This is a genomic window from Paracoccus indicus (genome assembly GCF_003056335.1).
Lineage (GTDB): Bacteria > Pseudomonadota > Alphaproteobacteria > Rhodobacterales > Rhodobacteraceae > Paracoccus > Paracoccus indicus.
This window is the reverse complement of the sequence record NZ_PYWA01000010.1, coordinates 121,146-133,526: the sequence shown is the minus strand read 5'-3', so window position 1 is coordinate 133,526 and position 12,381 is coordinate 121,146. Positions and strand designations below refer to the sequence as shown.

Annotated in this window: 12 protein-coding genes; 6 read left to right on the top strand and 6 right to left on the bottom strand. The window is 65.9% G+C overall.

From position 1 onward, the window contains the following. Positions 1-265 (top strand): hypothetical protein (locus DDE75_RS17540; protein WP_211659367.1); only part of this gene is annotated, 265 nt, incomplete at its 5' end. A gap of 27 nt (positions 266-292) precedes the next feature. Here DDE75_RS17540 and DDE75_RS15625 read toward each other — a convergent pair. From DDE75_RS15625 to DDE75_RS15610, 4 genes are all read right to left on the bottom strand, one after another. After that, entirely contained in the window at positions 293-916 is a 624-nt protein-coding gene (locus DDE75_RS15625; RefSeq protein ID WP_108503295.1) for a protein-methionine-sulfoxide reductase heme-binding subunit MsrQ, read from the bottom strand. Next, entirely contained in the window at positions 916-1,830 is a 915-nt protein-coding gene (msrP, locus tag DDE75_RS15620) for a protein-methionine-sulfoxide reductase catalytic subunit MsrP (RefSeq protein WP_108503294.1), read from the bottom strand. Before msrP ends, DDE75_RS15625 begins: the two co-directional genes overlap by 1 nt. A gap of 128 nt (positions 1,831-1,958) precedes the next feature. Further along, entirely contained in the window at positions 1,959-4,007 is a 2,049-nt protein-coding gene (gene recQ, locus DDE75_RS15615) for a DNA helicase RecQ (protein WP_108503320.1), read from the bottom strand. After that, positions 4,007-4,300: a YggT family protein gene (locus tag DDE75_RS15610; RefSeq protein WP_072297573.1), complete on the bottom strand. Its 294-nt coding sequence runs from the start codon at positions 4,298-4,300 to the stop codon at positions 4,007-4,009. The genes recQ and DDE75_RS15610 overlap by 1 nt, the downstream gene beginning before the upstream one ends. A gap of 162 nt (positions 4,301-4,462) precedes the next feature. Here DDE75_RS15610 and DDE75_RS15605 point away from each other — a divergent pair, with 162 nt between their 5' ends. From DDE75_RS15605 to DDE75_RS15585, 5 genes are all read left to right on the top strand, one after another. Next, positions 4,463-5,023, top strand: coding sequence for an acyl-CoA thioesterase (locus DDE75_RS15605; RefSeq protein ID WP_108503293.1), 561 nt, complete (start codon positions 4,463-4,465; stop codon positions 5,021-5,023). 57 nt (positions 5,024-5,080) lie between these two features. Further along, the gene (locus DDE75_RS15600; RefSeq protein WP_108503319.1) at positions 5,081-6,451 is read left to right on the top strand and encodes an MFS transporter; all 1,371 of its coding nucleotides are present in this window, start codon (positions 5,081-5,083) and stop codon (positions 6,449-6,451) included. Continuing rightward, positions 6,448-7,332: a penicillin-insensitive murein endopeptidase gene (gene mepA, locus DDE75_RS15595; protein WP_108503292.1), complete on the top strand. Its 885-nt coding sequence runs from the start codon at positions 6,448-6,450 to the stop codon at positions 7,330-7,332. Before DDE75_RS15600 ends, mepA begins: the two co-directional genes overlap by 4 nt. Beyond that, on the top strand, positions 7,305-8,216 hold the full coding sequence (locus DDE75_RS15590; RefSeq protein ID WP_108503291.1) for an esterase-like activity of phytase family protein: 912 nt from the start codon (positions 7,305-7,307) through the stop codon (positions 8,214-8,216). The genes mepA and DDE75_RS15590 overlap by 28 nt, the downstream gene beginning before the upstream one ends. A gap of 89 nt (positions 8,217-8,305) precedes the next feature. Then, complete coding sequence (locus DDE75_RS15585; RefSeq protein WP_108503290.1) at positions 8,306-8,908, top strand: queuosine precursor transporter; 603 nt, start codon at positions 8,306-8,308, stop codon at positions 8,906-8,908. Positions 8,909-9,216: 308 nt separating this feature from the next. Here the strand turns inward: DDE75_RS15585 and DDE75_RS15580 are convergent, their stop codons facing one another. Further along, a complete protein-coding gene (locus DDE75_RS15580) occupies positions 9,217-10,962 on the bottom strand; it encodes an L-lactate permease (protein ID WP_108503289.1) in 1,746 nt (581 codons plus the stop codon). Positions 10,963-11,088: 126 nt separating this feature from the next. Continuing rightward, on the bottom strand, positions 11,089-12,270 hold the full coding sequence (locus DDE75_RS15575) for an acetyl-CoA C-acyltransferase family protein (protein WP_108503288.1): 1,182 nt from the start codon (positions 12,268-12,270) through the stop codon (positions 11,089-11,091). Positions 12,271-12,381: the final 111 nt, after the last annotated feature.

The following is a 12,381-nucleotide window of genomic DNA, read 5'->3' as shown; positions in this document are numbered from 1 at the left end:
GTTAGACAACCAGACCGCCCACATATCTCTTCAGATAAACTATCAATGTCAAAAAGCAGAGGAACAAAATCACCAGAGAAGCGCCAATCAATCGACGCCCGCTCCAGACAATCCGAACCAGAATTTCTCCCCGGTCAACCGCGCCTTCCAGCGCCGCCTGCCCGGCCCCTCCAGCGTTCCCGCCTTCGGTGAAGCGGTGTTTAGGCAAAGGCTCAGACAGACGCAAGCAGGTTTTTGTAAGTTTTGTGAAAAGACCCGAAACTAACGTGTAACCGACTGTAATATAACGAATTCAAACCCGCCCCAAAACACGGCCCCATGCCACGCGACGTCGAATCACAAGCCGCGACGCTAGAATCACCAGAATCGCAAACAGCCAGAAGAAGGGCTCCCGTTCGGTGACCTTCACGGCCCAGACCCAGTGCAGGCCGACCAGCAGGGCTGCGGGATAGACCAGCTTGTGCAGCTTGCGCCACGCCTGCCCGCCCATGCGCCGGATCGAGAGGTTGTTCGAGGTGATCGCCAGCGGCAGCAGCATGACGAAGGCCCCCATTCCGAACAGAAGGTAGCGGCGCTTCAGGATGTCCTGCCCCATCTGTGCCCAAAGGAACCCCATATCCATGACAACCCACGACAGAACATGAGGCAGCGCATAGGCAAAGCACAGCACCCCAAGCGCACGACGGAACCGCATCAGCGAAATGCCGGTCAGCCTCAGCAGGGGCGTGACCGCCAGTCCCGCCACCAGCAGGTAGAGCGCGGTGCGCCCCAGCCGATGCTCGATGGCCTGCACGGGGTCCGCCCCCAGGCCGCCAGTGAAGGTATCCCACAGCAGCAGCGCGAAGGGCAGCGCCCCCGCCAGCCAGACGACCGGGACGGGGATGCGGCGCAGGATGTCGTTGATGGCCCCGATCATCAGTAGTTCACCGAGAGGTCCATACCGGCATACATCTGAGCGACCTGCTCGCCATAGCCGTTGAACATCTGAGTAGGTTCCCGGCCCGCGAACAGGCCCGCGCCGACGCGGCGCTCGGTCGCCTGGCTCCAGCGGGGGTGATCGACGTTGGGGTTCACATTGGCATAGAAGCCGTATTCGGAGGCCTGCAGCTGCTTCCAGGTGTTCAGCGGCTGTTCGGCGGTCAGCTTGATCCGCACGATCGACTTGATCGACTTGAAGCCGTATTTCCACGGCACCACCAGACGGATCGGCGCGCCATTCTGGTTGGGCAGCACCTCGGAATAAAGCCCCGTCGCCAGAATGGTCAGCGGGTTCATCGCCTCATCCAACCGCAGGCCTTCGCGATAAGGCCAGTCGAGGATCGCCCGCTGCTGGCCGACCATTTCGTCGGGGCGGACAAGGGTCTCGAACTCGACGAACTTCGCAGCGGGCTGGACGCCCACCTTGTTCAGCACGGATGCCAAGGGCACGCCCAGCCAGGGAATGACCATCGACCAGGCCTCGACACAGCGCAGGCGATAGATGCGTTCCTCCAATGCGTTGTCGGGGGCCAGATCTTCGACGCCATAGTTGCCGGGGCGATCGACCAGGCCGTCGATCTGCACGGACCAATCTGCGGTGGTCAGCGCGCCCGCATTGCGCTTGGGGTCTTCCTTGCCGGTCCCGAATTCATAGAAGTTGTTGTAGCTGGTGATCTCCTCCAGCGTATTGGGGGCCTGATCGGTCGAATATTGCGAGGGCTTGCCCGACAGCGCCAGCGCGGGCCGACCCATCAGCGCGGGGGCCGCAAGGGCGACCGCACCGGCCGCCATGAACTTGCGGCGGTCCATATAGATGGCCTTGGGGGTTACTTGGGACCAGGTCAGCTTCATGTCATCCTCCGGATCTGACGGGCGCGAGGGCGCGACCCGCTGCATCTTTGCACATCCACGCACGCTATGGCGTTCCAGTGCATCACATTCGGTTGACACTTCGCGGCGGGGGGCCGGAACGTTACAGGTCAATCGGCCAGAATCTGGTCCAGGAAGGCCGCGCCGAAGCGGTCCAGGCGCGCCTCGTCCAGATACCGCCCCAAGGCATCCAGGTTCTGCGGCTTGTGTTCGGCGATGCGCTTGATCTGTTGGGTGGTGCAGGACAGGGGCTTGTCGATGCCGTCCTCGCCGCGTTGCAGGCGCAGCTGTTCTTCCTGCAGCCGGTCGAACAGCTGTCCCTCGGGGCGCCCCGCCAGCGCACGGCGGGCCGGATGCATCTGCGGCTGATCGCCCGCGATGACCGAGAGGAACTGCTGGCCATAGCTTTCCAGCTTCTTGGCACCGACGCCGCTGATCCCCGCCATCTGGTCGATGTTCTGGGGCCGACGTTCGGCCATCTCGATCAGGGTGCGGTCGGGGAAGATGACATAGGCGGGCACGCGCGCCGCCTCGGCCAGCGCCCGTCGCTTGGCTTTCAGGGCGGACAGCAGAGGCTCGTCCTCCTCCGAGACCTGGGTGCGCAACACGTTCGCGCCCTTGGTCCCCTGCGTCGTGTCCTGGCGCAGGGTGACGGTCTCATCTCCGCGCAGGATGGGATGGGCGGCCTCGGTCAGATGCAGCGCGCCGTGGCGTTCGGGATCGGGGCGGCAGAGGTCCAGCCCCATCATCTGCCGGAAGATCGCCTGCCACTGGCCCTTGCCGAAATCCTTGCCAACCCCAAAGGTGGGCAGCTGGTCGTGGCCGCGTTCGCGGACCTTCTCGGTCTGGTTGCCGGTCAGCACGTCGATCAGATGACCGCTGCCGAACCATTCCCCGGTGCGGATGATCGCGGACAGCGCCTTCCTGACGGCCATCGTGCCATCGAACAGCTTGGGCGGGGTCTGGCACAGGTCGCAATTGCCGCAATCCTGCGCCATCTCCTCACCGAAATAGGCCAGCAGGCGGCGGCGGCGGCAGCCGGTCGCCTCGGCCAGACCCAGCAGGGCGTTCAGGCGGGCGTGATCGGCGGTCTTGCGGGCGGGATCGGCCAAGCCTTCGTCAACCTGTGTCCGTCGCAGGCGGATGTCGTCGGGACCATAGAGGGTCAGCGTATCCGCCGGATCGCCATCGCGACCCGCGCGGCCGATCTCCTGGTAATAGCTCTCGATGCTTTTGGGCAGATCGGCATGAACCACCCAACGGATGTCGGGCTTGTCGATGCCCATGCCGAAGGCGACGGTCGCCACGACGATCAGCCCATCCTCGCGCTGAAAGCGTCCTTCCGCCTCGCGGCGATGATCGGCGTCCATGCCCGCGTGATAGGCGATGGCGGGATGGCCTTCGTCGCGCAGCGCCTGCGCCAGCGTTTCAGTGCGGGCGCGCGACCCGCAATAGATGATGCCCGACTGACCGCGACGGCCCTCGACATAGGATGTCACCTGCTTGCGCGGGCTGTTCTTGGGCTGAAAGGCCAGCCGGATGTTCGGGCGGTCGAAGCCGCGCAGGAAGGTCACGGGTTCCTGCCCGTCGAACAGGCGGGTGACGATCTCGGCCCGGGTCTCCACATCGGCAGTGGCGGTAAAGGCCGCCAGAGGCACGTCCAGCGTGCGCTTCAATTCCCCGATGCGCAGGTAATCGGGGCGGAAGTCGTGGCCCCACTGGCTGACGCAATGCGCCTCGTCGACGGCGATGGCGGTGACATTGGCGCGACGCAGCAGATTCACCGTCCCGCCCGAGGCCAGCCTTTCCGGCGCCATATAGAGCAGCTTCATCTCTCCGGCCTGCAAGGCCTGAAAGACGGCATCGGTTTCGGCGTCGGTATTGCCGCTGGTCAGGGCGCCTGCATTGACCCCCGCCGCACGCAGGGCGCGCACCTGGTCCCGCATCAAGGCGATCAACGGCGAGATCACCACCGTCACCCCGTCGCGCATCAGCGCGGGCAGCTGGAAGCACAGCGACTTGCCGCCACCCGTGGGCATGATGGCCAGGACGTCACGCCCGCCGGCCACGGCCTCGACAATCTCCTGCTGACCGGGCCTGAAGCCGTCAAAGCCCCAGACCTGGCGCAGCAGATCATCCGATGCCAGATCCCGTGCCATCATGCGCCGTAGAAGAAGCCCGCGTTGTTGGCCAAAGCCCGCTGCGCGATGATGATCGCGATGAAGACGATCAGCGGGGCAAGGTCCAGCCCGCCCATATCGGGCAGGCGGCGGCGGATGGGGGAATAGATCGGCTCCAACAAGCGGTTCAGCCCGTCCCAGATCTGGGCGACCAGCGGCTGGCGCAGGTTCAGGACCTGGAAGTTGATCAACCAGGACATGATGATGTGGACGATCATGATGAACCACAGAACCTGCAAGATCAGTTGCAGCGCCTCGTACAGCGTTCCCATCGTCGCGTCCTTCCCGTGGTGTTGGCTTGTCTGGTTGGCAATTCGGCCCCTGTATGCGTGTCCGGCCCGCAGGACGCAAGCGGCTGCGACCCCATGCCGCCGCGTCCGGGTTGACGACATCGCGATCCGGGGCCACGCAAAGGGGCAAATGAAAGGCCCCGCATGTATCCGCTGATCCGCTTCGCCAAAGAGCTGCTGAAATTCCGCAACGCCCCCGCCCTGCCGCCGACCGGCACGCATGTCTCCACCCATATCTGCTGGCCCTGGGACCTGGACCCCTGGATCGAACTGAACAACGGTCGCACCCTGACGCTGTTCGACCTGGGGCGCATCCCGCTGGCGCGGCGCACGGGGATGATCCCGGTCCTGCGTGCCAATAACTGGGGGATCACGGTGGCCGGGAACTCGACCCGCTATCGTCGGCGCATCCGGGCCTTCGACCGCTTCACCATGCTGTCGCGGATGGTGGGCTGGGATCACCGCTTCGTCTATATGGAGCAGTCGATGTGGAAGGGCGGCGAATGCTGCAACCAGGTGCTGATCCGCAGCGCCGTCACCTCGGCCAAGGGCATCGTCCCCCCGGCCGAGGTCGTGCGCGCCCTGGGTCACGACATGGAAAGCCCCGCCCTGCCCGAATGGATCACCGCCTGGATCGCGGCGGATGCCGAACGCCCCTGGCCTCCCGCCATCCCCGAGGACGCGAAACTTTCCTTGCTAGTCTGACGCGTCGGGGGCCTTATGTCCCCAAGCCGGAACACCGGCACGGGACAGGGGGACGCGATGAACCGCAAGCGCATCTGGGGGTGGTGGTTCTTTGACTGGGCCAGCCAGCCGTTTCACACGTTGCTGCTGACCTTTGTCTTTTCCATCTATTTCGCCGAGGTCGCGCGCCGCCACTTCATCACTATGGGCGACAGCGCGGGCCTTGCGGGGGCCAATGCGCAGGCGCTGTGGGGATACGGGCTGTCGGTGGCAGGCGTCATTATCGCCCTGCTGGCACCGGTGCTGGGGGCCATCGCCGACAGCTCGGGGCGCAGGATGCCATGGGTCTGGCTGTTCTCGGGGCTTTATGTGGTGGGATCGGCGGGGCTGTGGTTCCTGATGCCCACGCAGCCCGCGCTGATCCAGGCCGTGGTGCTGTTCGGCATCGGGCTGATCGGGGTCGAATTCGCGACCATCTTCACCAATGCCATGCTGCCGTCCCTGGCCCCCCGGGCCGAGATCGGCCGCCTTTCCGGCTCGGGCTTCGCCTTCGGATACCTGGGCGGCGTCGTCTCGCTGGCGGTGATGCTGGCGCTGTTCGCCGAAACGCCGAGCGGCCGGACGCTGGCGGGCATCCCGCCGCTCTTCGGATTGGACCCGGCCCTGCGCGAAGGGACGCGCTTCGTCGGCCCCTTCACCGCCATCTGGTATGTCGTCTTCATGCTGCCCTTCTTCCTGTGGGTGCGCGACCCGCAGGGGGAGGCGCGGCCCATCCGAATCCGTCCGGCCCTGCGCGACCTCTGGGCGCTGGTGCGCAGCCTGGGGCATCGCGACAGCCTGAGAAACTGGCTGATCTCGTCGATGCTGTCGCGCGATGCGCTGAACGCGCTTTACGGCTTTGGCGGGGTCTATGCGGGGACGGTGCTGGGCTGGCCGGTGTTTCTGGCGGGGATCTTCGGGGTGGTCAGCGCCATTTCGGCGGCGGGGATCAGCTGGCTGGGCGGGCGGGCCGACCGCCGCTTCGGTCCGCGGCGTGTCATCGCCATCTGCATCCTGGCGCTGACGGCGGTCTGCACGCTGCTGGTGGGCATGGACCGCAGCACCATCTTCGGCATGGCCGTGCCCGCCGATCCGGTGCTGGCGGGCCTGCGCGTGCCTGACCTGCTGTTCTTCATCTGCGGGGCGGTCATCGGCGGTGCGGGCGGCGCGCTGCAGGCCGCCAGCCGCACGATGATGGTGCGCCACACCACCCCAGAACGCGCGACCGAGGGCTTTGGCCTTTATGCGCTGTCGGGCAAGGCCACGGCCTTTCTGGCACCCTTCCTGATCGCGGTGACCACCGATCTCAGCGGCAGCCAGCGCATCGGGTTTCTTCCGCTGATCGTGATCTTTCTTGTCGCGCTGGTTCTGTTACGGTGGGTCAACCCGGAAGGAGAGCCATACCCGTGATCCGCAAGACACTGACCACCGCCGCCATTCTGATCGGTCTGGCAATGCCCGCCGCCGCCCAATCGCTTGCCAAGGACGTCTTCGGCCACGTCCCCGGCCCCACGGGCGGCACCCCCGCCGCCTTCGGCACCTACAGCAAAGGCTGCTTCAACGGCGGCGTCCAGATGCCGGAAAGCGGCCCGACCTGGCAATCCATGCGCCTGTCGCGCAACCGCAACTGGGGCCACCCCGAGCTGGTCAACTTCCTGATGGGCCTGTCGCAGGCCGCCACCAAGATGGGCTGGAACGGCCTTTATATCGGCGACATGAGCCAGCCGCGCGGCGGCCCGATGCTGACCGGCCATGCCAGTCACCAGATGGGGCTGGATGCCGACATCTGGATGCTGAAACCCCAAAGCCTGTCCCTCAGCCGTCAGCAGCGCGAGAACATCTCCTCGGTCTCGGTCGTGGCGTCGAACGGTCTGGGCCTGTCGGGGCATTGGACGCCGTCGCATGCGGCGCTGATCCAATCGGCGGCGATGGACCCGCGCGTCGACCGCATCTTCCTGGACGCGGCCATCAAGGATGCGATGTGCAAGGCCAATGGCAATCGCGGGTCCTGGTTGCAGAAGCTGCGCCCGACGCCCAACCACGACTATCACTTCCACGTCCGCCTGAACTGCCCCGCGGGCAACCGCGGCTGCACCAATACGGCCGCTCCGGTCGCGGTGCTGTCGGGCAACGACAACGGCTGCGGCGCGGCGGCGCAGGAGCTGGCCTATCGCGCCAATCCCTCGTCGCGTCCCAAGGCCGGGCCGGGCAATCCGAACTATCGCCACCCCCGCAGCTATCGGCTGGCCGAGATGCCGCGCCAATGCCAGATCATCGGCACCGCGCGCTAAGCGCCATCCTGACGTCGCTGCTGTTCGCCGCGCCTGCCGATGCAGGCGCGGTTCTTGATTACGTGGGCACCTATGTCTGGTCGCGCCCCGAGGCCAGCTTCGGCGGCTTTTCCGGAATCGAGATCAGCCCCGACGGCAGCGAGTTCCACGTCCTGTCCGATCGCGCGCATCTTTACTGGGGTCGCGTCCAACGCGACCCACGCGGCATCGTGCGCGACATGGTGGTGGCCGGACGCGCGCATCTGCAGGACAGCAAGGGCAAGCCGCTGCCGCCCGGCTATATCGGCGACAGCGAGGGGTTGGCTATCGGCAGCCGCGGCGACATCTGGGTCAGCTTCGAAGGGTTCGACCGCATCGCGCGCTATGACGACCCCGACCGCCCCGCCGTCACCCTGCCGCCCCCGCCCGAACTGCCCGGCATGGGCAAGAACGCCGGTCTCGAGGCATTGGCAATCCGCCCCGACGGCACCGTCATCGCCATCCCCGAGGAATCCGAGGATGAGACCACGCCCTTTACCGTCCTCTCCTATGCCGATCGGGAATGGTCCGAATATTCGACCATCCGCCGCGACCCGCGCTGGCTGCCGGTAGGCGCGGATTTCGGGCCGGACGGCTGGTTCTATCTGCTTGAACGTGATTTCCACGGGATTTTGGGGTTTTCGTCGCGCGTCCGGCGGATGCATCTGACCCCCGATGGCGCGCAGGACGACCAGATCCTGCTTCAGACCAAACCGCTGCAATACGACAACCTGGAAGGCCTGTCGGTCTGGGATGACGGAACGGGAACACGGCTGACCATGGTATCGGACGACAACTTCCTGTTCGTCCAGCGGACCGAGATCGTGGAATACCGCCTGCGCGAGGACGACACCGTCGCAAATTGACAAGACCGGCTGCGGGCGCTTATGGCACCCGCTGCCCATGCCGCCATGGGCCGAGTTCTTCCGCAACCTTGCAAAAACGGAAATTCCGCATGACCCGCTTTCTGCCCGGCATCCTTGCCATGGCCGCCATCGTCGTGGCCTCGAACATCCTCGTGCAGTTCACCGTCGCCGACTGGCTGACATGGGGCGCCTTCACCTATCCGCTGGCCTTCCTGGTCACCGACGTGATGAACCGCGTCCACGGCGCATCCGCCGCGCGTCGGGTGGTGATGGCCGGTTTCGTCGTGGGTGTCATCTGTTCGTTGGTCGCAGCACTGCTGGATGCGACGACCCTGCGCATCGCCATCGCCTCGGGGACGGCCTTCCTGGTGGCGCAGTGGGTCGACATCGCCGTCTTCGACCGCCTGCGGGCGGGGCGCTGGTGGCGTGCGCCGCTGGCCTCGACGCTGATCGGATCGGCGCTGGACACGGTGCTGTTCTTCGGAATCGCCTTCGCGGCCTTCCTGCCCCATGACGTCAATACCGGCTGGTCCTCCGAGGCCGTTCCGCTGCTTGGCCAAGGTCCGGTCACCGCCCTGTGGGTTTCGCTGGCAGTTGCCGATTGGTTGGTCAAACTTGGTCTGGCGCTACTGGCCCTTGTGCCCTTCCGGCTGATCGTCCGCAATTTGTTGCGCAACGCGGACAAAAGCTGATTGACAGAATCTGGATCTGTGGCAACCTCAACCCATAACGGCAAACTTTTGAAAGGAGGTGGTCCAGTGTCGAGAGTGATATTGGAGAGAGGTGTCGGAACAGTCTGGGGGGCCGTGGCCTGAGGGCAGTCCCGAAGGTCGTAAACCCTGATTGGGACCGGACGGGTTTCCATCCCTAACCGGACCATCTCCGTGGAACTCGCGGGCCGCCAGATCTGGGCGGTCCGTTTCCAGTTCGGGCAGAGCGGGTCGCACCCCAACTGCCTGCACAGAAAAAGGGCGGTCCGATCGGACCGCCCTTTTCAATGTCAGCGGGCGCGATTGGCGCGCATGGCGCCGACGACCACGACGGCCCAGACCACCGCAGCCGCCCACCACAATCCGCCGCCGATCAGCGCCATGCCGATCAGCCCGGCCTGCACGACGTAATAGGCCATGGTGATCAGCGTCTTGCGGATCAGGTCGCCCTCGCGGTCGGTCAGGCCGACGGTGGCGGATGCGGCCACGACATTGTGCACGCAGATCATGTTGCCCGCCGCACCGCCGACCGCTTGCAGCACGACGACGACCGTGATGCCCGCCAGGTCCAGCCCGATGCCTTGGGCGGTCGAGAACTGAAACAACGAGAACATCATGTTCGACACCGTGTTCGACCCGGCGATGAAGGCGCCAAGCGCGCCGACCACCGGCGCAAAGATCGGCCATGTCGCGCCTGTCGCGGCGGCCATCCCCTGCGCCAGCGTGATCGGCATCGACGGCATGCCGTCCGACCCCGAGTTGATGAAAACCTGCACCATCGGCACCGCCAGCAGCAGCGCCGGGGCGGCAGCCAGCATCGTCCGGCCCGAGATCGCCCAGGCCCGACTGTAATCGCGCCCTCGCATCCGGAACAGCGCGACCGAGATCAGCGAGGCGACGATCATCACGCTGCCCGGCGCATAGAGAAACTGCGCCGAGGCGTTGATCCCCGACCCGAAGAGGTCACGAAACGCAATGGTCGTGGACGGCCCCGTCAGCCATGCCTTCAAGGGCGCGATGGTCCGCGTCAGGACCAGCAGCACCGCCACGATGACATAGGGCATCCATGCCGTCAGCAGCGAGATCTGCCGGCCTTGCGGGCCAAGATCGGCCTCCTCGGGGTGGACGCTGCCCTGCCAGCCATCCTCCCACTGATCGCGGGGCGGGAAATCGAAGCTGTCGCTTGGCAGGAACCAACCCGCACGCGCCGCGGGCACCACGATCAGCAGCCCGATCAGACCACCCAGCAACGAGGGGAACTCGGGGCCCAGGACATTCGCCACCAGCAGATAGGGCAGCGTGAAGGCCAGCCCGGCGAAAATGGCGAACTTCCACGCGCGGAATCCCTCGGCAAAGCTGCGGCTGGCGCCGAAGAACCGCGTCAGCATCCCCACCATCAGCAGCGGGATCAGCACGCCGACCAGCGCATGGACCAGCGCCACCTGAGCGGCCACCACCGGCCCGTATTCCGCCAGCGTCATCGGCGCGATGGCCGTGTCTACCGCCTCGCTGTTCGACAGGCCGGTATTGATGCCCACCAGCATCGGCGTGCCGACCGCGCCGAAGGACACCGGCGTCGATTGGATGATCAGCGTGACCATGACCGCCGCCATTGCCGGAAAACCGATGGCCAGCAGCAGCGGGGCCGCCACGGCGGCAGGCGTCCCGAAGCCCGAAGCGCCCTCGATCATCGAGCCGAACATCCAGGCGATGATGATGGCCTGGATGCGCCGGTCGGGCGAGATGTCGGTGAAGCCGCGCCGGATCGTCCGGATCGCGCCGGATTCCTGCACCGTGTACAGCAGCAGGATGGCCCCGAACACGATATAGAGCAGCGTCACCGCCGTCACCAACCCGTTGACCGTGGCCCCGGCGATGCGTGCGATGGGCGCCCCCCACAGCACCAGCGCCAAGGCCACGGTGACCAGATAGGCCGCCAGCATCGCCAGCTTGGCCGATCGCCGCATGACGACCAGCAGAACGAAAACGATCGCGACGGGCAGCGCCGCCGCGATGAAGAATACTCCCTGTGACACCTCGTCTCCTCCTCGATTTGTCTGGATCAGTCGAGGCGGCGGCCGTGACATAGGCAAGAGAAAACCGGCCCGCATCGCAGGCCGGTTGCACGACGTGTCAATTCTGTATCGTGCTTTTGTCTGAGGTCAGTCCCGCTGGATGGCGATGGCGATGCCCTGACCGCCGCCGATGCACATGGTGATCAGGCCGGTGCGCTTGCCAGTCCGCTCCAGCTCCGCCAGCGCCTTGACCATCAGGATCGCGCCGGTGGCACCCACGGGGTGCCCAAGCGCGATGGCGCCGCCGTTGGGGTTCACGCGGGCGGGGTCCAGTCCCAGACCCTTGTTCACGGCCAGAGCCTGGGCGGCAAAAGCCTCGTTCGATTCGATGACGTCGAAATCGGCGGCACTCAAGCCGGTCTGCTTCATCAGCGCCTCGACGGCGGGGATCGGGCCGATCCCCATCACCTCGGGGCGGACGCCTGCGACGGCATAGCCCAGAATGCGGGCGCGCGGTTTCAGACCGGCGCGTTCGGCCGCATCCGCCCGCGCCAGCACCAGCGCCGCCGCACCGTCGTTGATGCCACTGGCATTGCCGGCCGTGACCGACCCGCCCTTCTGGAAGACCGCCTTCAGACCGCCCAGCTTGTCCAGGCTGGTGTCCTTGGGGTGCTCGTCGGTGTCGAAGGCGACCATGCCCTTGCGGGTCTTGACCTCGACCGGAACGATCTGGTCCTTGAAATGACCCGCCGCGATGGCCGCCGCAGCACGGCGCTGCGATTCCATCGCGAAGTCGTCCTGCTGTTCGCGGGTGATGTCATGTTCGGCGGCGACGTTTTCCGCCGTGACGCCCATATGCCCCGTGCCCATCGGGCAGGTCAGCGCGCCGGTCATCATGTCCAGCATCGCCTGATCGCCCATCTTGGCCCCGAAACGGGCCGAGGGCACGACATAGGGCGAGCGGCTCATGCTTTCGGCACCGCCCGCGATGGCGAAATCGGCATCCCCCAGCATCAGCGCCTGCGTGGCCGAGACGATGGCCTGCGCCCCCGATCCGCAGAGGCGGTTCACGTTCATCGCAGGCGTGGTATGCGGGATGCCCGCCTCCAGCATGGCGACGCGCGACAGATACATGTCGCGCGGTTCGGTGTTGATCACGTGGCCGAAGACCACCTGCCCGATCTGGTCGGGGGCGACGCCCGCACGTTCCAGCGCGGCGCGGGTGACGGTGGCGGCCAGCTGGATCGGCGGGATGGCGGCAAGGCTGCCCCCGAAGGTGCCGATGGCGGTGCGGGCGCCGGACAGGATGACGATATCGTTTGCGGACATGGCGGGCCTCCTCTTGGTTCGGGGGCAGAATAGGCGCGACGCGCGTCCCGGCAAGCATGCGGCGATGTTCCGTCGCGGAACGCGTCTTTTCGCAGCCTGCAAATTGCAGGC